This window comes from Levilactobacillus fuyuanensis (assembly GCF_003946395.1).
Taxonomy (GTDB): domain Bacteria; phylum Bacillota; class Bacilli; order Lactobacillales; family Lactobacillaceae; genus Levilactobacillus; species Levilactobacillus fuyuanensis.
In genome coordinates this window covers 1-21,653 of record NZ_RHNZ01000006.1, presented here as the reverse complement: position 1 = coordinate 21,653, position 21,653 = coordinate 1, and the positions used below count along the sequence as shown (strand labels likewise).

Sequence of the window (21,653 nt, the reverse complement as noted above, 5' to 3'; positions counted from 1 at the left end):
AACTACCACCAGCCAACGCGGGCCGGTGGTAGCGAAACAATCACTTAATCTTCGAAGGCTTGGGTCGCCTTGATAGCGGCTTGCCAGCCCTTGTAGCATTTTTCTCGTTTGTCAGCAGCCATGTGTGGGGTGAATTCATCCCGCAAGGCGTGCATCTTCCGGATGGCATCCATGTCGGGCCAGAACCCAACGGCTAAACCAGCCAGGTAAGCTGCCCCCAGCGCGGTCGTTTCGTTGATGGCCGCCCGTTTGATCGGCGTATCGAGAATATCCGCCTGGAACTGCATCAGGAAGTTGTTGTTGGCCGCCCCACCATCGACGCTCAGGGATTGGATATTCAACCCGGTTTCGTTGGTCATGGTGTCCACGACGTCTCGTGTCTGGTAGGCGATGGCTTCCACCGTTGCCCGCACGAACTGTTCGCGCGTGGTCCCGCGGGTCAGACCGAAGACAGCCCCCCGCGTTTCCTGGTTCCAGTACGGCGCACCCAACCCGGTAAAGGCTGGTACGACGTAAACGTTCCCGGTCGTCTTGGCGTCGACCGCCATCTTTTCGGATTCGCCGGCGTGCTCGAAGAAGCGCATCCCGTCACGTAACCATTGCACGGCGGAACCGGCCACGAAGATCGACCCTTCCAGCGCGTAGGTAACCTTGCCATTTAATCCATAGGCAATCGTGGTCAGCAGACCGTTGTGAGATAAGGTTGGTTCTTCCCCGGTATTCATGACGATGAAGGCCCCGGTACCGTAAGTGTTCTTGACCATCCCTTTGTCAAAGGCAGTCTGGCCAAATAAAGCCGCCTGTTGGTCCCCAGCAATACCAGCAATCGGCACTTGGACCCCAGAGAACGTGTACCCAGCGGTGTAGCCATAAATTTCAGAAGATGAGCGAACTTCGGGTAGCATGGCGGCTGGAATGTTCATCCAGTTCAAGATGTCATCGTCCCACTTCAGATCGTGAATGTTGTACAGCATGGTCCGACTGGCGTTGGTGTAGTCCGTGGCGTGTACGCGGCCACCAGTCAGCTTCCAGAGGATCCAGGTGTCGATCGTCCCGAAGAGCAGTTCGCCGCGTTCAGCGCGCTCCTGGGCCCCTTCAACGTGGTCTAAGATCCAACGAATCTTGGTCGCAGAGAAGTAGGAGTCGATGACCAATCCGGTCTTGTCGTGAATGGCATCGGTGTACCCGTCTGCCTTCAGTTGATCGGCCAGATCACTGGTTTGCTTGGACTGCCAAACGACCGCATGGTAGATGGGTTCGCCGGTCTTCTTGTCCCAGATGATCGTGGTTTCCCGTTGGTTGGTGATCCCGATTCCCCGCACCTTGTAAGGCTGCACGTCGGAGTCGATCAGCGCGTCAGAAATGACGGATTGAACCGCATTCCAGATTTCGTTGGCATCGTGTTCGACCCAACCCGGCTGAGGAAAATACTGGTGAAATTCCCGCTGTGCCTGTCCCGCAATTTGGCCGTGCCGGTCGAATAAAATAGCCCGGGTACTCGTCGTCCCTTCGTCAATTGCCATCATGTATTGTTGATCATTCATTGTCATAGACTCTCCATTCATTCGTTGTAAGCGACGGCCTAAATCCACCGTGATGTCGCACTTGTTACCAGTATACCGAAAAGTGCTCGCCGCGCCAAATGTTTTTGTAAATGAAACCGCCACCAAGGCGAGAGTATCGGGGTTGGTGGCGGTTTATAAGATTTTGGAAATTTTTACTACTTTTCGTCGCTCTTCAAAACGCCGGCCACACCGTAACGGTCGGGTTGCATTTCGCGTAAGATGACGTGGACGTGTTCGGCTGGAGCACCCGTGTTCTTGGTCACAGCAGACGTCACGTCTTGAACTAAAGCCTTGAGTTGGGCTTGTGAACGGCCCGCAATCAAATCAATGTTAACAATTGGCATTATTTTCGTTCCCTTCTCTGTATGAATATGGCTATTATACCGGTTAATGCGGTAAGCGACAAGAATTTACGGTGAAATATTGTTTGTGGCCGGTGATGATTGTTAGGCGTTATTGATTATTTGATTGACTAAACTAAATATCGATAGTTTGGATAAATTTGGCCAGATTGCATGTATTAATATGCAGGTAATTCGTTGATAATTGAATTTTGTTTAATTTTGCTTTGCTTGATGTATTTTTGACTGTTTTCTTGGCTATTTTGCTTCGAATCATTTGTGTTTTAAATCAATTTTAGTAATTTTATTTGAACGTTATTCATAACTTTTTGCTAAATGATATTTATTAATATCACTTAGCGTTCTGTTTTGCTGGATATGGGCAACGTTCATTGGCAACGATAGCTTCACTAAACGATTTATAAATTTTAGAAATTATGATTTGCTCTTCTAAATTGGGATAACTTAATATGAAATTTTCGACATCACTTTTAGTTATGTTAGGATCTTTTCTACTACTTGCAGCCAGCGGTCTCCATTCAGAAACTCGTGTATTTAAAGCTGCTAATAAAAAATATGGATCAATACTTGAATTCGGTTCAAACGCAGATAATGCCTGATTAATTGTAGCTGAGAACGTTAATATTCCAGTTCTCCCAATTTGACTTAGTCCTCCATACATCGCTAGTAATACGCTATTTTTTTTTAAAACACGAAGATTTTTAACACCATTGTTCGACAAAAATATATTTGCACCAATAATTTCATAATTGTTTAACTCTGTTGTTCTAATCCAAGGGGTACCAAAGGATGAATAATTCTTTAAATCCTTCTTAGATGGGGTCTGACCTGAGTAAACTTGATATAATTCCCCCAACTTACGTTGCTCCCAAGTAAGAGTCGATTATTATTTAAAAAGTCAGGTCATGCTTGGGAGCAGCGTAAGTTTGGAGAGGTAATTTCTATCTCAACGGAAATGGTAGATCCAAAGAATAGAAAATACCAAGATTTTTTGCACGTAGGTCCAGGCAACATTGAAGGATTTTCAGGACGCCTTTTAGATAACGTGAAAACAGTGGGTGATGAAAACCTTATCTCTAATAAATTCCACTTTTTTAAAGGAGATGTCATTTACGGGAAGATCAACCCACAATTGGGCAAATATATTTGGGCTAATTTTGAAGGACTTTCTAGCGCAGATACTTATGTATTAAATTCTAAAAACAATAAAAGAATAAGTCAGGGCTTTATCTTTTACCTACTACAGACACAATCCTTTTTTAAATACTCTACAATGCTTTCAATGAGAACTGGTATGCCGAAAATAAATAGACGAGAACTGTCTGCTTATTTATTTGAAGTTCCTTCAATAGCTGAACAACGTAGGATTGTAGATGGACTCAGCAAGATTGATAACCTTATCGTTGCCAATGAACGACAAGAAAAAATTGCACTAATTAGATCAGCACAATTTAGTCCTACTTCTTTAATTAATTTTGAATACTTTAGATAAGGCTTGCCAAATGTTTCATTACCTTATCGTTATCCTGATTCTCCAATTCTTGAATAATATGAATATAAGTTTGCTGTGTTGTTGTCATATTCGAATGGCCTAATCTTCGAGCCACCGATGCAATACTTACGCCCGCATATAGAAGTAAGGACGCGTGTGTATGTCTGAGGCCATGAACCGAAATTATTGGCACTTGGGCGTGCTTACACACGCGCTCCAGATAATGATTGACCGTATCGTTATAAATTTGCCCGTTAACAAAGATAGGTTGGTCTGGTGGCAAGTGCTTCGTCAACTGTGAAAATTGAATAACCGTCTGCCAATCCAAAGGAATTTTACGAACTGATGATTCATTTTTAGTTGGCGCAAAGCCACCGACTTTAGACTTATAGTCCCAAGTCTTATCAATCGTCAACGTCTGATGGGCAAAGTCAAACGAATCCGGTGTAACCCCAAGGGCCTCGGCAAATCGAAGACCAGTCTTGGCAATCAACAGAATAAAGTAGTCCCAGTTAACTTCACCCTCTAGTTCTAACTCATTCAGCAATGCTTGCAGTTCATACTGATGGAGATATTTAATCTTGTGCTGCTGATGGGCAGTTCCTTTGATAATTGCCTTGCGTGTTGGATCACGAGCAATTAGGCCCTCTTCCAACGCATCTAGCAAGGAACTCTTGAGATGTCGGTGAAAATCCATTGTCGTTTGTCTTTCATGGGTTTCAGCGTAATCATTCAACAACTGCTGATAAGTTAAACGCGTTAGGTCACACATCATGAGATCAGGGGCTAACATCGCCAACTGTTTATGTGTCATTTCATATTTCCGATACGTCACGGGCCGCACAGCTCCACACTTATACAATTCCATCCATTGCTTGAAATACTGACAAAATCTAGTATCCTCCGTCATTTTGAATTCCTCCCCAAAATAAATAAGCCATCTAACCATCACGATGTTAAACAACTTATTTATACCTGAAATATTATTCAAAACGCGAGTGATACGAATCGATTTTTAAGTAACCTATCACCCATCACAAGCGATGGACATGAGGTTTGCAAAATTAATTAAACGAACATATTTTGCATCAAGTATTTCTTCAATTGTTTGAGTTGGTCCAACTTTTTCTCATTGGCAACGATAAGGCTATCAACCATATTGAAAAGGCCACCAATGCGTTCAGCCTCTTCTTTTTCAGGTATAGACAATTCAAGATCACCTAATTGTTTTGATGATATAGCCGGATAACTAGTTCCTGTGCTGTGCAACAATACACTATGCACAAATAAGTCATCCTCCAATGCTGATATCATAAATTCAGAGTCAATCTTAGTTCTTATTTGTGTGTATCCTGACGAAAATACCGTTGGAATTGAATCATTAGAGTAAATCACATTATTTTTCTGATATGGGCGAACGTTTTGAAAAAAAACATCTTTTAAATGAGCAACTCGTTGTGCTCTTGAAGGAGCCTCAGCAAGAGACAGTTCTTTCCTCTTCGTTATTTTCCCATGATTAACAGCATCTAAATCAATATAATTAAATCTTGATGGTAAACTCTCGCTCGGATTAATAACAGCAATCTCATTTAACTTACGCTGCTCCCAAGGGTCACTGAATCCTTTGAATCTCCAGGCCTGAGAAAATATCTTCTCCATGAGTAACTTCTTCAAACCTTTTAACTGTTGTCCCTTTTTCTCATTGGCAACGATAAGGTTATCAGCATAAGATAGAATAGAACTAATTTTATATTGTTCTTTTCGAACAACAGGTATTGAAAGAGAAAACTGACCATACTCTTTTGAATTGATTCCTGGTTGTCCTGAACGCTGAGAATATATCTTAACAAATTTCAAATATGAACTAGGGTCCGTCTGAAAACTACTTAAGTAAGATGCAAATTGAGGCAATGTAAACCGTAGCCAGATAAACATGAGCGAGCTTATCATAACGCGTTGCAATCCTACGAAAGTTCTTCAACTGATTGAAGAAGTTCTCAATCAAATGGCGCTCACAATAAACGTGGTAATCACAGGTCCACTTGTCTTTGGTATTTTCCTTTGGCGGAATGGTATAGACGGCTGCTTTATCTTTAATATACTGGCGAAGTTTCGCGGTGCCATAGGCTTTATCCGCGATAATATTTGATTGAGAAATATCGAAGCCTTCCAGCAACTCACTGGCAACTTGGCTATCATGTACTTGACCACCTGTTAGGCGAAAACCCAAGGGATTCCCTAATCCGTCAACGAGTGCGTGAATCTTGGTCGTTCGGCCACCTCGACTTAGTCCAATAGCTTGATTTTCGACCATACATTCGGCGTTTTTTTTGCCCCAGTGGCCTTTTGATGCGCTCGAACGATCGTTGAATCTAAGCTCAAGTTTTCCATGTCGGGATCGTCAATCAATTCGAGAAAAACCTGTTCGAACAAGCCTGAACTTACCCAGGCTCGGAAGCGACTATACACCGTTTTCCAAGAGCCATAGCGTTCAGGTAGATCACGCCAAGGAGCCCCGCTGCGCATGAGCCAGAGGATAGCGTTGAGGGCGGTACGGTTGTCTAGGCTTGATGGACGGCCAGTCCGGTATGGCGGGAAGTATCCTTTGATTCGGTCCCACTGAGCATCTTCCAGTTCGTATCGTTTAGGTGTTGTCATCGGAATGCCTCGATTCGTTTTTCCTCAGATTATACCTGAATTTTTAGTTTTCAGACAGTCCCTAGTTAATGTTTGTTGAAAAATAAATTTAGGGTCATATTTACTTTCTGTTCTTTGACGGATCAAAAAACCAGCGAAGTACGCTTTTCCAATATCTTGAGTGTAAATAAATGTTTTCCCAACACTTGCTCCCGTTCTGGCAAATAAAATATCACCATCCAATAACAGGTAAGCGTCATCAAGTCTTCCAGACGGACTCTTAATATTACTTAATATAAGCTTATTTGAATCTTCATCAATGTCAGTAATTCTTATATATTTATTTATTCCATCAAACTTTTTGGCGGCTGAATTCATTCCATAGGAAAAACTCTTAGAAATTTCGCCTAACTTACGTTGCTCCCAAGCATTCCCAAATCCCCGAAAACGAATCCGCGGTACCATTCTTTTCTTATCATCCATCATTTCAAAATCCTCTTAATGGCCTCAAGCTGCTGTTGAGCGACAGCGTCTTGACCAACTAAATCGTCTAACATGTCGCCCAAATCAGACTGTAAGGTCTTGATCTGATTGTTCGTGTCCTTGATATCCGCCACCAGTTTATCAACGTCAACGGGTGGTTCTTCCTCAAACGTATCCACGTAACGCGGAATGTTTAAGTTAAATTCGTTTTCCTTAATCTCATCTAGCGTCGCCAAGTACGCGTACTTATCAACATCTTGGCGAGCCTTATAGGTCTCGATAATTTTATCGATGTCCTCATCTCGTAGAATATTTTGGTTCTTGCCCTTTTCAAAGTGTGCTGACGCATCGATGAAGAAGATATCCTTAGTCGTTTTGTGCTTCGAGAAGACCAGAATCGTCGTTGGAATCGACGTGGAGTAAAACAGCTTCGCCGGCATCCCGATCACGGCGTCCAAGTAGTTCTTTTCAATCAACGCCTGCCGGATTTTCCCTTCAGCTGCTCCCCGGAACAACACCCCGTGTGGCAAGACGATTGCCATACGGCCTTGATCTGACAAGTGATAGAGTCCGTGAAGTAAGAATGCAAAGTCGGCCTTCGATGCCGGCGCCAATTTCCCATAATCCTTGAAACGTGGATCCTTCAACTTATTAGCATTGTTATCCCATTTACTAGAATACGGCGGGTTAGCAACCACCGCGTCAAAGTTCCGTGGGTGGTCCACACCGTCCGCGTCGGTACCGTCTGGCCAGTCCATTTCCAATGTATCCGCGTTACGCAGATCCATATTCTGATAATCCACGCCATGCATCATCAGGTTCATCCGTGCCAGGTTAAACGTCGTCGTATTCAATTCCTGCCCGTGAAAATGTACCCGATCGTGGAAGCCGGCCTCATTCAAGGCCTCTTGAACCGTCAGCAGTAATGACCCGGAGCCCATCGTTGGGTCATAGACGGTGAACTGCGAATCGCCAGCCTTAAAGTCAATCGTCACCAATCGTGCTAAGACCTTTGAGACTTCGTGTGGCGTATAGAATTCACCGGCCTTTTTCCCGGAGTTTCCGGCAAACTTGGCAATCAGATATTCATAGACATCCCCTAGAATATCGTGACCACTATCATCGTTGTACTCGAAATCATCAACCAATTTGACGATTCGGCTCAGTGCCTGTGCCCGCGAGACCGTGCTATTCCCTAACCGTGAGTTCCCCAGGTTAACGTCGTTGAAGATCCCCCGAAAGTCCTGTTGGGAGTTGGGGTTGATCTGCGCATTCTGGTTAAAGTCATCGAACATGTCTTGAAAGTCGGATGGCTTAATCTTACTGTCCTTTACCCTTTCCGTAATCGTTCGCCAGGTAAATTGTGGGGCAATGGCATAACCCAACTCACTCGCGGCATCCTCGAGATAGTCCTTAATCTCGTCCTCAGGGACCTTGACGTAAGCATCGTTTACCGATTCTCCATCTGCTAAATCAAAAAGCCCTGAGCGCTCCCAGTGCATCTCCTGATGTTCCGATAAGTACCGGTAGAACATGAAGCCTAAAATGTAGTTCCGAAATTCACTGGCGTCCATGTTTCCTCTTAAATCATTGGCCATGGCCCACAGTTGTGAGGTGATGTCCTGTGCTTCTTCTCTCTTGCTCATAATGGCTCCTTAAATTCTTGATTGATTTGATCCGCAAACTTGCTAAATTCGTTTCGCAGCTCATTCCGGTATTTAATCTTTGATAATTGCCGAATATCGTCGTCGAGGGCATCGGCCTTGTAATACTTTTGCCCACCGGTAATGATATTGGTCACTTCATTATTTTCGTTTAAATCATCGTTACCAACCACGTGGCGGTCCAATGCTGAATTGATCCAGTCGCGGACCCCCTCGGCATCGACCAGGCCCCACTTCGTTCGAAATTCGACAATGGCGGCCCGCCGGCTCCGCTTATTGTGTTCATCCAAGATGCCCTTAACATCATTAGCTTTAACCGGGTAGGACTTAACCACATCAGAATCCAGCTGATTGTTATGAACATCGGACGTCATCCGTTTGATTTGCTTCCCGTACTGTCGATCCTCTAACTGGTCAGCCAAGTCGTTGATTCGGTGGTAACTCTTATCGGCAGCGTCCGTCTCACCCGCATTCGTTTCGTTCAGGAACTGGGCGATGAGTTCTTCCAGATAATCGTAGTCCACTTCGACTTCATTGACGTGTTCCATCTCCAACTTAAAGTCACTGTAGATCACGCCATCGCCACTACTATCACTATCAATGACCGATAACTTTTCCTCAAGCTCGTTAGCAATTGTCGAGGTCAGTCGAATTTCCTGATTCTCACTGATCCCAATCTCTGCCAACAGGGCGTTGGGGTCATCGTAATCATACTGGTCATCCTGCTTGAGCAGCGCAATCTGATGATTATATTGTTTCAATAATTGAAAGGCCTGTTGCTGTTCGGCCGTTCCCCGTGGAATCTGTTGGTAGTCATCCGTCAGATCGGCCAATTGGTCTAACACCTTAGTTGTCGATTCCTTAGTTTCTTCAAACGTCGGTGCAACGACACTTGTACTGTCGTCGGCTCCAGTCTCATCCGTAACCCCTGGTAACAAATCGATCGGAATATCCGCCGAATTCGGGTCCGCATAGACCTTCAACGCGTCATTCATCAGCTTTTCAGCCTGAGCCGGCCACCGGTAATTGACGATCCGGCCATACGGCTTATGCTGCATGTCCTGAATCCGATTGGTCCGGGAGTACGCCTGAATCAAGTTGGCTCCCTGCAACGTCCGGTCAACGTATAACGTATTCAAGTGTGGGGCATCGAATCCTGTCAGCAACTGATCTATCACGATTACAATATCCAAGTAGTCGGCTGGATCATTACTGACAGTCCGATTCAATCGTGAAACAACATCTTCGGTATAGCCCCGAACGTTGTCGTCGCCAAACGCCGTCCCGAACAGGTGATTATAAGCCGCCATCGCCCGGTGCAGTCCCGTGTTGGTTCCCAACATGTTGTCCCCATTTGAATTATCCTGACTGAAGGTCACTGCGACCTTCAGTTGGTGGTCGGCATCCGCCTCCGCATTACGCCGCTGAAATTCATCAAAGTATTTCATGGCCATTGGTGAAGACGCCTTACGGCCACCCACGTGCGTGGTCAGTAGTGCACTGTACCGCCCACTAACGGAACGGTTTCGCCACTTGTTTAAAATATCATCAACTACTAGTTTCACGTGATCTTCATTGTCATCATAGACACCTGAATTAACGGTATCATCCATATCTTCACGTGACAGGTGGTCAATCTTATAATTGATTTTTTCCGTCGTCCAGTCAGGATGCTCGTGCTGATAGAACTGCGGCAGATACTGTGTCTTCAGAACATCTTCGGATAAGGTCGTGTTGAAATCGACCTTAAAGCCCAGGACGTTACGATCCGCAATCGCCTCACGAATCGTGTAAGCGTGTAGCAGGTCCCCGAAGATCTCCTGTGTCGTAATGCCATCAAACCGGGGGGTCCCCGTGTAACCGACCCACGCGCCGTGTGGGAAGCCATCCTTTGCCCGTTGCAGCATGTCTCCCGCCGTTGAACGGTGGGCCTCGTCGACAATAAATACGATATTTTGCTCAGGCCGTTTAAAGCTTTGACGCTGAACTAATCGGTCCAATTTTTGAATCGAGGTCACAATAATTCCGCCGTGCTGTCGCAACTTACGGGCCAGGACATTCACATTGGCTGTATCAAAAATAATACCATCTTTATTTTCATCGTTGGTATCTGGATCATACGCGGAATAATTGTCGGCTGTTTGTTGCGTTAGCGCGATTCGGTCCACTAGAAAGACGACTTTATCCACGTTCGGTAGCCGTGAAGCTAGCCAAGCCGTCTTGAAACTACTGATTGTTTTCCCGGAACCCGTCGTGTGCCAGATGTACCCTAATTTTTGACTATCCAGTTCAAAACGCGATTGTTTGATTTTTTCAATGACCCGGCGAGTCGCATAGACCTGATAAGGCCGCATGACTTTTAACATCTGCCGGTGCTTGGTCCCATCCAGGATCATGTAACTCGTCGCCATCTGATGAGCCATTGGAATCGACAACATGCGGTTTAGAAAGTCACGCCACGCCATAACGGGCTGATTGTTGTCCTCGCGCTGCCAGTGAAAGGCAAAGTCCAAATTGAATTTATCTTCAGTGGTATTAGCCATGTAGCGCGTATCATCCGGGGTCATCCCCACCAATATCTGCACCGTTGAGTAAATATCTGAGAACTGGCCTTCATGAATGTACTGCTGCATTTGGTTCAAAGCTTCCTTGACGTTACGGGCAGCCGTCTTCTCTTCAATCTGAATAATTGGCAACCCGTTGATTAACAGTGTGGTATCGAAACGCCGGTCCCTGCAGTTGGCTAACTTGGCCGGCCGCTCAATCTGGTTGACGACCTGATAGACCGTCCCTCCAGCCCCAACGTAGGCTTGATCAAAGACTGTCAAAAAGACGTGTTCCCCAGCATCAGTATCAATTTCTACTTGGGACACGCCATTTAAGCCATATAAAAATTTTCCCGCTTGATACGGCGTTTTTAAATCATCGATTTGCTTCTTAACTTGTGCAAACTCATTGTCACTCAGTGGTTGATCCAACTTTTCCTGATTATTCCGCTCCAAGATAAGCTTGAAGTTCTGCCACAACTCAGCGGTCGTCTTGATCTTTGGCATGTACTGCCACTGCTTAGACCCGCCAATGCTCGTTAAATAATCGATCAATCGGTCTTCAAATTCCAGTTCTGCTTGCATCCTCACTCACCCTATATGATTGCGTCTTATTTAAAAGTCTATTTAAATACTATCATAACACGCTGGAACCCCTTGCGCGACCTACTTTTCCGCCGTCTTCTCCCGTAACTTCAACTGTTCAGTTTCATTGTAAAAATTCCCCTCGATATCAACGGTATTGACCAGATTGACGAAGGCCCGGGGATCAACTTCCTTGACCGCCCGTTCCAATGCATAAAGTTCATACCGCGAAATAACGGTCATCAGTACCGTACTCGACTGCCGCGTATAAGCCCCAAATGATGGGATGGCCGTGATGCCGCGAATGAGAGTTTTATTAAGTTCTGTGATAACGGCGTCCTGTTCCGACGTCACAATGAAAGCGGTCAGCTTTTGGTGGCGCGTGTGAATGCTATCGACCACTCGTGACATTGCATAAATGGAAATAATCGTGTATAACGCGCTCTCCCAGCCAAACAGAAAGCCAGCCACGATGACGATACCCGAGTTGATCATCATCATGAGGGTTCCAATCGTCCGCCCCGTGGTCTTCTCCAGCACCACGGCAATAATATCCATCCCCCCGGTCGAGAAACCATTCTTCAACGGATAGGCCACGCCAACACCGGTCAGAATGCCCCCGAACAGCGCTGCCAGTAGCGAATTATTTGAAATGTTGTTGACCGGAATCACGATGGCCAACACCGAGGTCAGAATCGCCACCGCAATGGAATAGATGGTGAATCCCCGGCCGACCTTGAACCAGCCCAACAGACCAATGGGGATGTTAAAGAGCAGGATAAACCACCCGGTACTCAGATGAATTCCGACCGCCGACAATAACGTGGCAATAATCTGAGAGATCCCGTTGATGCCTGCACTGAAAATCTTACCGGGAACTAAGAATTCATTTAATGCAATGGCCGTGATTATGGCCGATCCAAGCAAAATTAACAGGTGTTTGCCCACCTCGCGCCGATTGTTTTCTAACATAATTCTCATCTTCACGCCTTTCAGTCATCAGTTGTTTTCACCATTTAACCACAACTCCTGCGACTTAGCTACCCCTAGTACGGCCATCCCATCAGCCTTTAGCCCCCACAACCACCGCAAAATCCCAGTCTGGCGTAAACATCAAATTGTATAAATATTTATTTTCATGAGAAAATCGTGTAAAATAATTAAAAATATTCAGAAACCGGCCCCGTTAATCCTTAAAAATGATAGAATAGTAACGAGAATTTATTCACTACTATATAGAAAGGAGCGCTCCCATGAATTATTCCGCTTGTACAAGTATTTTAATTGGCGCGCAAGCTTCCACGGATGGCTCGGTCATGATTGGCCGTAACGAAGACGCTAAGGCCGCTTGGCCCAAGCACTTCATCGTTCACCCCGCGACGACAGCCACGACGCCCCAGACTTTTGTCAGCACGGACAACGGCTTCACCATGCCGCTGCCCCAATCCGCTGCCAAATACACCGCCACCCCCGAGTGGACCGACAAATACGGTCTGTTCGAGGAAGACGGGATCAATGAATTTGGCGTGGCCATGAGTGCCACCGAAAGTACCTACTCGAATGAACGGGTACTCGGGGCCGATCCCCTGGTCAAAGACGGTATCGGTGAGGAAGCTATGATCACGGTCGTCCTACCCTACGTCACCTCTGCTAGAGCCGGGGTCGCCCTGCTTGGCCAAATCGTCGAGCACTACGGAACCAGCGAATCCAACGGTATTTTATTCGCCGACCAGCAGGAAGCCTGGTACCTGGAAACAGGGGCCGGCCACTACTGGGTCGCCCAACGAATTCCGGATAACGGCTACGCGGTCGTTGCCAATCAAATGGCCATTCAGGACATTGACTTCAAGGATCACGAGAACTTTATGTTCGCCCGCAACCTGCGTGAGTTCGTGGCCACGAATCACTTGAACCCTGACCGCGACCGTTTCAGCTGGCGCAACATCTTCGGGACGCAGGATCAATCGGATCTGTACTACAATACCCCGCGCGTCTGGTACGGCCAACGTTGCTTCAATCCAGAAATCGCACAGGAACCGCAATCATTTGACTTACCTTTTATTCAGTACGCCGATCACCTGTTGAGTGTCGATGACGCGCAGGGCTACCTCAGCAGTCACTTTGAGGGCACCCCTTACGATCCCGTCGGTGCTGGCACGTCGGAACAGCGTAAGCGATTCCGACCAGTCAGCCTCGCCAAGACGCAGGAATCACACGTCTTACAGTTACGACCGGCCATGGACCCGGCCTTAGCCGGTATCCAGTGGCTCGCCATGGGTGTGGGTGCGCAGAGTGTCTACGTGCCGTTCTACGCCGGTATCGAAAGCACACCAGCCGCCTATCACTTGGGCAAGGAAACCTACGACGCGGATTCCGCTTACTGGGTCTACAAGCTCGTGAGCGTCCTCTTAGACGCACACTATCAGTCGGCTTGGCCAACGGTTAGTGCCGTCCAAAAGGAACTGCGAATTGCCTTCAAGCAGTCCGTTCAGCACACCGATGTCGTCGGTCAACAACTTTCCGGCACCGAGCTGAATCAGTACTTAACGCAACAAGCCAACGAGAACGCCGCATTGGGAATTCGGCGTTACCGCGAACTGGCGGCGACCTTAATCACCAAGGCCACCGACCTCGGGCCCCTCAATTACCACCAGGACCTGAACTTATAACACGGCCCGGGCTAGCTGGCCTAGTCCGCACCACATAAATGGGAGATATTAATCTAATGGAAAAGCAAAAAAAGATTGGACTCTTCAGTCTGATCTTAATGATTTTTTCGGCCATCTACGGTTTCGCTAACGGAACTGTTGCTTATGACCAAATGGGATATGCCAGCATTATCTGGTACGTTTTAGCCGCCCTGTTCTTCTTCCTGCCAAGTGCCTTGATGCTGGCAGAATACGGATCAACGTTTAAGGAAGCTAAGGGGGGCATTTACTCCTGGTTAGCTGAATCCATCGGCGAAAAGATGGCCTTCATTGGGACCTTCATCTGGCTGTCTTCTTGGATCATCTGGATGCTGTCGACCTCGACCAAGGTTTGGATTCCACTGTCAACCTTGATCTCCGGGAGCGACCAAACGCAGACCTGGGGGATCCTCGGTTTAAGCTCTACGCAAACGGTTGGGATCTTGGGAATCGTCTGGATTCTCTCCGTGACCTTCTTCGCCACGCGTGGGGTAAGCTCAATCGCTAAGATTTCTTCATTGGGAGGAATCTTTGTGATGGGCCTGACCATCTTGTTCTTCATCGCCAGCATTTTAATCTGGATCTTGAACAAGGGTCAACTCGCAGAACCCGTTAACGGCCTGCACAGCTTCATTGCCTCACCCAACCCACAATTCCAGTCACCGATGGCGCTCTTGTCATTCGTGATCTACGCCGTCTTTGCTTACGCCGGGATGGAATCCATGGGGGGGATCACCGACAGTATGGATAAGCCGGAAAAGACCTTCCCTAAGGGGCTGATCATTTCCACGATTACCATCACGATTGCCTACTCCGTCTCGATCTTCCTCTGGGGGGTCAGCGCCAACTGGCACGAAGTCTTGGGTGGCGGTTCCGTTAACCTGGGGAACATCACCTACGTCCTGATGAATAACTTAGGGCTGGTCATGGGTCACGCGATGAACCTGTCTCACGGTACTTCCGTGTTGATTGGAAATGTCTTGGCTCGTTTGACCGGGTTGAGTATGTTCATGGCTTACTTGGGTTCTTTCTTCGTTTTGGTCTACTCGCCACTGAAGTCCTTCATCATGGGATCTTCACCAAAGCTGTGGCCTAAGAAGATGACGCGCCTCAACAAGGCTGGTGTGCCAGCCTACTCCATGTGGATTCAAGCCACAGTGGTTGCCGTCTTCATCTTCTTCGTCTCCTTCGGGGGTTCCGCAGCCAAGGAGTTCTACCAAATCTTGACCAACATGGCCAACGTTTCCACCTCAGCACCCTACCTTTTCTTGATTGGGGCTTTCCCATTCTTCAAGAAGCGGACCGACCTGGAACGGCCATTCGTCGTTTACAAGAACAAGGTCTTCACCAACATCATCGTGGGGATCGTGCTGCTGGTCTTGATTGCCGGAATCGTCTTCACTTGTCTCCAACCAATCATGGCTGCCGACTACAAGACCGCCTTCTGGACGATCATTGGCCCAATCTTCTTCGGTGCCGTGGCTTGGATCTTCTACCACAACGCTGAAAAGCGTTCAGCAAAGGAAAATGATCCAGCTAGTGACGAAAACTAAATTGACTATTGAAAAAGTTCGAGACGATTGGTCTCGAACTTTTTTTGACGTTAAATGCAATTAGAATCACGATTAGTCTGCCAAAACTTCAGCTTATTTCCGCCGCAACGTCCGGTCCGGCGCATGTCCAATGAATAGTGGCACTCGTTCTTCCACCACGTCGCTAAATTCCAAACCATACCAACGTTGGGGTGACAGGCTCACGCGTTGAAGTAGCAGTCGACCGCCGATTAGCAACCGATCCACTGCCGGCAGATCATCCTCCGTCCCTAGATCCTGGAATTGCTGATTAAGCATAACAAATTTGAAGTTACCAACGCGTCGACCCGGAACACTCGAATACCGGGGCGTCTGGTCCGGTAAAATTCCCGCTTTCAGTAAATCATTGACGATTTGGCGCAAGTACACGTTGACCCGCTGCGGTTTTTTAAAACCGAGATAAAGCTGCACGTCCATCACGTTTCGTGTGCCCAGCGTTTCCACGGTATAGCTACACTCATAGGGCGTATCGGTCTCGTTGACCGTCACGAACCAGTAGACTGCCGCGCGCTTCGGCTGTTGATCCAGAATCGAGTAGACCACCGCCCGCTTAATCGCGTAGTTCGGGGCCACGTGACCCACGTAGACCAGATTCGTCGCAAATGGTGGCACCTGGTCGTCCCGACTCAAAGCTGCCAACTGTGGCAGAAAGTCCAACAACGATACGTACTCAGCATCCTCCACGTGAGCGCTCCGCCGCCGGTTGCCGTAGTACCAAAAGACCATGATCGTCAGAATCACCACGGTCAGGCACAGCGTCACGTAGCCACCGCGAACAAACTTCGCCAAACTCGCCACCAGGAATAAGCCTTCCAGCAAACCAAAGGCCCCCACGTAGATCTGTGCCAACAAACGATGGCCGCGCTGCTGTAAGAATGCGTGTAGGAGTAGCGTTGTCATCAACATGGTCAGCGTGATTGCCAGGCCGTACGCCGCCTCCATGCGGCTGGACGTCCGAAAGAACCAGACGATCCCCAGCGTCACGGCACACAGTAGCCAGTTGACGGTTGAAATATACAGCTGGCTCTTTTCACTACCGGGAAACTTAATGCGCAATCTTGGCAGTAATTTTAGCCCCATCGCTTCATGCACCAGCGTATAGGACCCGGTGATCAACGCCTGCGAGGCAATGATTGCCGCCACGGTCGCAATTCCAATGGCAAACAATCGCCAGCTTCCCGGCACCATCGCGTAGAAGGGATTGACCGGATGAGCCGCCCTCAGCTGACTAGCGTGGTGGATTACCCAGGCCCCTTGGCCGAGATAACTCAGCATCAGCGTTAAGTAAACAAACGGCCAGGTCCCGTAAATATTGCGTTTGCCAACCTGTCCCATGTCGGAGTAAAGGGCCTCCGCCCCCGTTGTCGCCAGAAACACGCTACCGAGAATGAAGATACCTTGCCGGTTATCCGGACTGACTAAGAAACGTAGCGCATATGTCGGTGCGAGTGCCCGGATAATCAGGGGGTCACTAAAGAGGTTACGTAAGCCCACCAGCCCAATAAAGCTGAACCATACCAGCATCAGCGGTCCAAATGACCAGCCAATCAACTGGGTTCCCAGGCGTTGGACCAGAAACAGTCCGACCAGAATCCCTGTGACCACGAGTAGCACCCAGCCCTGACTCCCACTGAAGTGTACGGGACCCAGCGTTTGGCTCTTCAGGCCCTCAATCGCCGAGGTCACCGTCACCGCAGGCGTCAATGTACCGTCTGCAAGTAACGCAGCCCCGCCAATCAGCGCGGGAAAGATCAGCCACTTGGCGTGATTACGGACCAGGGCGTACAGGGCAAAGATGCCACCTTCGTGCCGGTTGTCGGCCCGCATCGCTAACAGGATGTATTTGACTGTGGTGATCAGCATCAGCGTCCAAAAAATTAGGGAGATGCTACCCAACATGACCGGTGTCACGGCCGTCATCGCTCCACGCCCCGCCTGGTCAACGATTGCGTTCATGACGTAAAGGGGCGAGGTGCCGATGTCGCCGTAAACAATTCCCAGCGTGATCAGCATCCCCACCCCCGTGAGTTTCTGTGTCGTCATCCGCATGTGCTCGCCCCCTACAACCACCGATGCGTGACTAACCGGTGACGCAACTCGCCTAAAACTAAAATCATTGCCGTCCCCGCCAGCCACACATAACCCATACCTAACGAGTTGGATTGTCCGCTAAAATGGCCTGCCACGTGGCTAATCCGAAAGAATGACAATCCCAATAGATTGAGATTGTAGTGCGCTACCCCCGAAGCGTGCACGTAGACGTAGGTGCTGGAAATGATCAGCGACAGTAGCCCTGCCGACACGATCATCCCACCCACGATTTCCAAGCTGAGCCGTAGTACCGTCTTGCGCATGAGAATCCCCCCTCACTGTGGCCTCCATCATAGCGGGCCGGGCCCGCTATGCCAACTCGTCACACTGGCTTGCGGAGGTCAGTGACCGAATCGGACTGCGGCTGAACTAGTTGGGGATTGAAGTAATTCCTTAACAAAACAGCTAATAGAGTTTATAAACAAATTAAGCTATAGTTTTTCAATTTTATGTATGCGATCTTTCAAGCTAACTAACGTAAGAAAAAGCCTCCACATACGTGGGGGACAGCAGGTGCTGTATAAGGCTCAGGGGTTACTTTCCACCCCACCTAGTTGTATGATATCAGCAGGGAGTGAGTTTATATGAGCAAAAAAGCTAATCAGATATGTTGGGCCCTTGCGCTAGTACTCTTAGCGATTACGTGGGCGCTACAGATTTTGGATGGCACTGGAAGCCTCAACATGGAAACAGTAACGCTTGCTATCTCAATAATAGCTCTAGTGATTGCCATAATTGGGCTGGTCTTAGCAATTCGTAACTTATACGAGGCAAGACACTAACCATCCTGCCATAGATCTACGAGATGCAACAAAGGGGGCACCACAATGAATAAACGAACCATGAATACACTGACCATTATTTTCTTTGCACTAGCTTTCATCATTTTAGCAGGAAATGCAATTTTAAAATAGGTCAACTAGCAACCATCTTTCTTATTCAGGGGATGGTTTTTAATTTGCGCTCAGCAAGTTTATAATATTTTACAAGCACCACATATATTAGGGGGTAACTACATGATTAAGTTAACTAGTAAATACGCCGCTGCTCTCATGCTTCTAGGAGCAGTTACAGGGGTTGGAATTGCTACGGGGACGACTACAGCACACGCTAAAACTAAAACGCCTACTACTGCACAGATTGCGGCGGCTCGTGCAAAAATGGCAGCTAATGAAAAAAAAGTTGATAAAGCCATTGATAAAATTGATATTAGCAATTTATCTAATCTAAATTCTATTTATACCTATGGCCCCAGTGCAACACAAACCGTACAGCCATATAATATGTATCAAACGTACAAGTTAAAGAGCCCGTTAACATTAACCAATGAATTTAGACACAAAACGGTCACTTTACCTAAAGGTTCAGTTGTCACTGGCTTAAATGACGGTAACGGCAACCTGCAAAATATTGACAACACTACCCTGAGTATCAAGAATCAGGAAAAAGTTTTTAAAAAACTCGGAAACTGGCACTACAGCTTCGCAATGTCCAAAAATAATAGTGGCGCAACACAAAAATACATGCGAACAACCGCCTTTTCTAAAAAATCTGTCGCAAGTTTCCCTCGACTATCAGTTAAGACTACAAAAGCACAATACGATAACGCAGCCTCAAGCTTGCCTTTTATCTCAGTGACTGCAGACAGTCAACTCGCTTACCATTCTAAGGGTGGAATTTACAAGGCTACGCGCTATGCTAAAATCAAAAAGTTTAAGCGTACACACGCAACCGTCACTTACTACTTAAACAAGCGATTATCTGGTGTAACTACCAAAAAAGCCAAGGTCGGCAAGTCCACCCAATATAAATTGAGTTTTAAGTTAGGACACGTTTTCCAGAGCCATGATAGTTACAATGGTGACGCTGGCGCGTACAATATTACTGTTAATAATGGCAAGCAGCCCTTTTTCCTGCCACTAAATGATGTAGCTGAGTCTTATATTTCGGCAATAAATGGCAACGAATACGTCAGCACCAACGATAAGAAAGTCTCAACGGTTTTCGTTGAAGGTCTATATTAATCTCTACCAAAGAGACTACCTGTAACAGGGTAGCCTTTTATTTTGCTTTCATGCCCTCCGCAATCATCTCCATTCACTACTCTGTACAGGGACAACAATACGGCCAAAGTACCAGCACCACAATCAGTAAGGTACAAACCACCCACAGCACTTCAGAAACTGCCTGCTGCGTATTGTTGTACTCGCAGACGCTCTCATATGGCGTAATGGTGTATCATCCCCACACTTGTGGGGAATACTGCCACCTTTTGCGGCACACTTTTGCGGCTAAAGGATCACTCCCACACCTGTGGGGAATACAAGTTCAGACTGCCAAGAGTGATATTGAAGAGGGGATCACCCCCACACCTGTGGGGAATACAAAAAGAGGTAGTTAGAACGGTGGAAAGCATGAGGATCACCCCCACACCTGTGGGGAATACACGTATGCGAGCCGCCAGCACGCCGCACATGAGGGATCACCCCCACACCTGTGGGGAATACCGGGTGCCTGAGATGGAACAAGTCGCCGCGAAGGGATCACCCCCACACCTGTGGGGAATACGAATTATTGAATATTTTTTATTACAATTTTATGGGATCACCCCCACACCTGTGGGGAATACACCAGCTACAGATCAACGAGCAGAACGCCAGCAGGATCACCCCCACACCTGTGGGGAATACTATGAGATTTAGCGACGTCAATGTTATGCCGTAGGATCACCCCCACACCTGTGGGGAATACCACCAATGAAGTTAGGACAAAATTTACTTAGTAGGATCACCCCCACACCTGTGGGGAATACCGGCTACACCATTCCAAGTTATAAGCAACGTTGGGATCACCCCCACACCTGTGGGGAATACTCCCCGTTGCTTTGAGTCTGACGGAAGATGTTGGGATCACCCCCACACCTGTGGGGAATACGTACTATCAAAATCAGTAGCAACACTATCTTTGGGATCACCCCCACACCTGTGGGGAATACAGCGCGGCGAAGATGGTGGGTTAATTCACACTAGGATCACCCCCACACCTGTGGGGAATACCCGGAACGGTTACCAAGGAGGGCGCTGACGCCAGGATCACCCCCACACCTGTGGGGAATACTAGGCGGAGTGATTCTAAAGTTCTCAGTGCTTGGGATCACCCCCACACCTGTGGGGAATACGAATCAATCATATCACTGCTTGCAACTTTGTCAGGATCACCCCCACACCTGTGGGGAATACAAGTGCAGAAATTGTTAAGTGTGATTATAACAGGGATCACCCCCACACCTGTGGGGAATACCTTTGCCAGGATTCCCCCCGTTTGCCTTCGCAAGGATCACCCCCACACCTGTGGGGAATACCTATTGTCGTCGATTCGTTCCGCCATTGGCATGGGATCACCCCCACACCTGTGGGGAATACAACCATCAAAACCCAGATAAACAGATTATCAAGGGATCACCCCCACACCTGTGGGGAATACCTGCGTTAGCTTGCAACGTCGAACCCCCGTCGTGGATCACCCCCACACCTGTGGGGAATACGGGGAGTCCCGTTGTTTTGAACCAGCTATACAGGGATCACCCCCACACCTGTGGGGAATACAGGAATGGTCTTCCACTGCTTCGCTTCGGGGTGGGATCACCCCCACACCTGTGGGGAATACGATTGGCTAGCTCGTATCCTGTATGAATGTCAGGGATCACCCCCACACCTGTGGGGAATACACTAAACAAACACTGATACACCGGCATTTCATTTTTCCAAAAACGCCTATTTCCTTTAACTTGCTTCTTTAGCATACCTCAGTCATTCACGATTAACAATTGAAAAAAATTATCTAAAAATGACATTTGTCAGAAAAATCAAGTTCCTCAATTGTCAAATCAAGTGCAACACTAAGAATCTATTCTTAGAAGTGGTCTAGTTGCTAAGCTAGTTCAGGCATT

At 47.5% G+C, this 21,653-nt stretch carries 16 protein-coding genes and 1 CRISPR repeat array; of the genes, 4 read left to right on the top strand and 12 right to left on the bottom strand.

Annotated elements, in window-relative coordinates; translation table 11 throughout:
- Positions 1 to 44 precede the first annotated feature (44 nt).
- From glpK to EKM73_RS03955, 3 genes are all read right to left on the bottom strand, one after another.
- On the bottom strand, positions 45 to 1,544 hold the full coding sequence (gene glpK / locus EKM73_RS03965) for a glycerol kinase GlpK (protein WP_125700693.1): 1,500 nt from the start codon (positions 1,542 to 1,544) through the stop codon (positions 45 to 47).
- A gap of 176 nt (positions 1,545 to 1,720) precedes the next feature.
- Positions 1,721 to 1,909 carry a 2-hydroxymuconate tautomerase gene (locus EKM73_RS03960; RefSeq protein ID WP_020090404.1) on the bottom strand — a complete coding sequence of 63 codons (189 nt, stop codon included), beginning with the start codon at positions 1,907 to 1,909 and terminating at the stop codon, positions 1,721 to 1,723.
- 349 nt (positions 1,910 to 2,258) lie between these two features.
- Positions 2,259 to 2,783 carry a restriction endonuclease subunit S gene (locus EKM73_RS03955; RefSeq protein WP_125700692.1) on the bottom strand — a complete coding sequence of 175 codons (525 nt, stop codon included), beginning with the start codon at positions 2,781 to 2,783 and terminating at the stop codon, positions 2,259 to 2,261.
- Positions 2,784 to 2,789: 6 nt separating this feature from the next.
- On the opposite strand from EKM73_RS03955, the gene EKM73_RS03950 reads away from it, so the two are divergent.
- A complete protein-coding gene (locus tag EKM73_RS03950) occupies positions 2,790 to 3,419 on the top strand; it encodes a restriction endonuclease subunit S (RefSeq protein ID WP_125700691.1) in 630 nt (209 codons plus the stop codon).
- Here the strand turns inward: EKM73_RS03950 and EKM73_RS03945 are convergent.
- From EKM73_RS03945 to EKM73_RS03915, 7 genes are all read right to left on the bottom strand, one after another.
- Positions 3,412 to 4,329, bottom strand: coding sequence for a site-specific integrase (locus tag EKM73_RS03945; protein ID WP_125700690.1), 918 nt, complete (start codon positions 4,327 to 4,329; stop codon positions 3,412 to 3,414). The genes EKM73_RS03950 and EKM73_RS03945 overlap by 8 nt on opposite strands.
- Positions 4,330 to 4,487: 158 nt before the next feature.
- A complete protein-coding gene (locus tag EKM73_RS03940; protein ID WP_191988612.1) occupies positions 4,488 to 5,276 on the bottom strand; it encodes a restriction endonuclease subunit S domain-containing protein in 789 nt (262 codons plus the stop codon).
- Between the two features lie 25 nt (positions 5,277 to 5,301).
- Positions 5,302 to 6,077 (bottom strand): IS5-like element ISLpl3 family transposase gene (locus tag EKM73_RS03935; RefSeq protein WP_125700689.1). Its coding sequence is split into 2 segments (ribosomal slippage): positions 5,302 to 5,753 and positions 5,753 to 6,077, totalling 777 coding nucleotides; the frame shifts between segments, so codons are not numbered across the junction.
- A 24-nt stretch (positions 6,078 to 6,101) separates the two neighbouring features.
- Positions 6,102 to 6,542, bottom strand: a complete 441-nt coding sequence (locus EKM73_RS03930; RefSeq protein WP_125700688.1) for a restriction endonuclease subunit S domain-containing protein — start codon at positions 6,540 to 6,542, stop codon at positions 6,102 to 6,104.
- Positions 6,539 to 8,185 (bottom strand): type I restriction-modification system subunit M, encoded by a 1,647-nt coding sequence (locus EKM73_RS03925; RefSeq protein ID WP_125700687.1) that lies wholly within the window; start codon positions 8,183 to 8,185, stop codon positions 6,539 to 6,541. The genes EKM73_RS03930 and EKM73_RS03925 overlap by 4 nt, the downstream gene beginning before the upstream one ends.
- On the bottom strand, positions 8,182 to 11,334 hold the full coding sequence (locus EKM73_RS03920; RefSeq protein ID WP_125700686.1) for a type I restriction endonuclease subunit R: 3,153 nt from the start codon (positions 11,332 to 11,334) through the stop codon (positions 8,182 to 8,184). The genes EKM73_RS03925 and EKM73_RS03920 overlap by 4 nt, the downstream gene beginning before the upstream one ends.
- Before the next feature lie 81 nt (positions 11,335 to 11,415).
- The gene (locus tag EKM73_RS03915) at positions 11,416 to 12,306 is read right to left on the bottom strand and encodes a YitT family protein (protein WP_125700821.1); all 891 of its coding nucleotides are present in this window, start codon (positions 12,304 to 12,306) and stop codon (positions 11,416 to 11,418) included.
- A 281-nt stretch (positions 12,307 to 12,587) separates the two neighbouring features.
- On the opposite strand from EKM73_RS03915, the gene EKM73_RS03910 reads away from it, so the two are divergent.
- On the top strand, positions 12,588 to 14,003 hold the full coding sequence (locus EKM73_RS03910; protein ID WP_125700685.1) for a C69 family dipeptidase: 1,416 nt from the start codon (positions 12,588 to 12,590) through the stop codon (positions 14,001 to 14,003).
- A gap of 56 nt (positions 14,004 to 14,059) precedes the next feature.
- The gene (gene yjeM, locus EKM73_RS03905; protein WP_125700684.1) at positions 14,060 to 15,574 is read left to right on the top strand and encodes a glutamate/gamma-aminobutyrate family transporter YjeM; all 1,515 of its coding nucleotides are present in this window, start codon (positions 14,060 to 14,062) and stop codon (positions 15,572 to 15,574) included.
- 93 nt (positions 15,575 to 15,667) lie between these two features.
- On the opposite strand, the gene EKM73_RS03900 is transcribed toward yjeM, so the two are convergent.
- The gene (locus EKM73_RS03900) at positions 15,668 to 17,662 is read right to left on the bottom strand and encodes a KUP/HAK/KT family potassium transporter (protein WP_125700683.1); all 1,995 of its coding nucleotides are present in this window, start codon (positions 17,660 to 17,662) and stop codon (positions 15,668 to 15,670) included.
- Between the two features lie 11 nt (positions 17,663 to 17,673).
- A complete protein-coding gene (locus tag EKM73_RS03895; protein WP_125700682.1) occupies positions 17,674 to 17,967 on the bottom strand; it encodes an LlsX family protein in 294 nt (97 codons plus the stop codon).
- Between the two features lie 753 nt (positions 17,968 to 18,720).
- On the opposite strand from EKM73_RS03895, the gene EKM73_RS03890 reads away from it, so the two are divergent.
- Positions 18,721 to 19,728, top strand: coding sequence for a hypothetical protein (locus EKM73_RS03890; protein ID WP_125700681.1), 1,008 nt, complete (start codon positions 18,721 to 18,723; stop codon positions 19,726 to 19,728).
- Between the two features lie 211 nt (positions 19,729 to 19,939).
- A CRISPR array of direct repeats spans positions 19,940 to 21,431; the repeat unit is 28 nt; unit sequence GGATCACCCCCACACCTGTGGGGAATAC.
- Positions 21,432 to 21,653: the final 222 nt, after the last annotated feature.

Excerpts from the sequence above, each read along its gene's own strand:
- EKM73_RS03910 (WP_125700685.1), top strand. The coding sequence starts at position 12,588 with ATGAATTATTCCGCTTGTACAAGTATTTTAATTGGCGCGCAAGCTTCC.
- EKM73_RS03920 (WP_125700686.1), bottom strand. The coding sequence starts at position 11,334 with ATGCAAGCAGAACTGGAATTTGAAGACCGATTGATCGATTATTTAACG.
- EKM73_RS03890 (WP_125700681.1), top strand. The coding sequence starts at position 18,721 with ATGATTAAGTTAACTAGTAAATACGCCGCTGCTCTCATGCTTCTAGGA.
- yjeM (WP_125700684.1), top strand. The coding sequence starts at position 14,060 with ATGGAAAAGCAAAAAAAGATTGGACTCTTCAGTCTGATCTTAATGATT.
- EKM73_RS03945 (WP_125700690.1), bottom strand. The coding sequence starts at position 4,329 with ATGACGGAGGATACTAGATTTTGTCAGTATTTCAAGCAATGGATGGAA.
- EKM73_RS03900 (WP_125700683.1), bottom strand. The coding sequence starts at position 17,662 with ATGCGGATGACGACACAGAAACTCACGGGGGTGGGGATGCTGATCACG.
- EKM73_RS03925 (WP_125700687.1), bottom strand. The coding sequence starts at position 8,185 with ATGAGCAAGAGAGAAGAAGCACAGGACATCACCTCACAACTGTGGGCC.
- EKM73_RS03915 (WP_125700821.1), bottom strand. The coding sequence starts at position 12,306 with ATGTTAGAAAACAATCGGCGCGAGGTGGGCAAACACCTGTTAATTTTG.
- EKM73_RS03960 (WP_020090404.1), bottom strand. The coding sequence starts at position 1,909 with ATGCCAATTGTTAACATTGATTTGATTGCGGGCCGTTCACAAGCCCAA.
- EKM73_RS03930 (WP_125700688.1), bottom strand. The coding sequence starts at position 6,542 with ATGATGGATGATAAGAAAAGAATGGTACCGCGGATTCGTTTTCGGGGA.
- EKM73_RS03895 (WP_125700682.1), bottom strand. The coding sequence starts at position 17,967 with ATGCGCAAGACGGTACTACGGCTCAGCTTGGAAATCGTGGGTGGGATG.
- glpK (WP_125700693.1), bottom strand. The coding sequence starts at position 1,544 with ATGAATGATCAACAATACATGATGGCAATTGACGAAGGGACGACGAGT.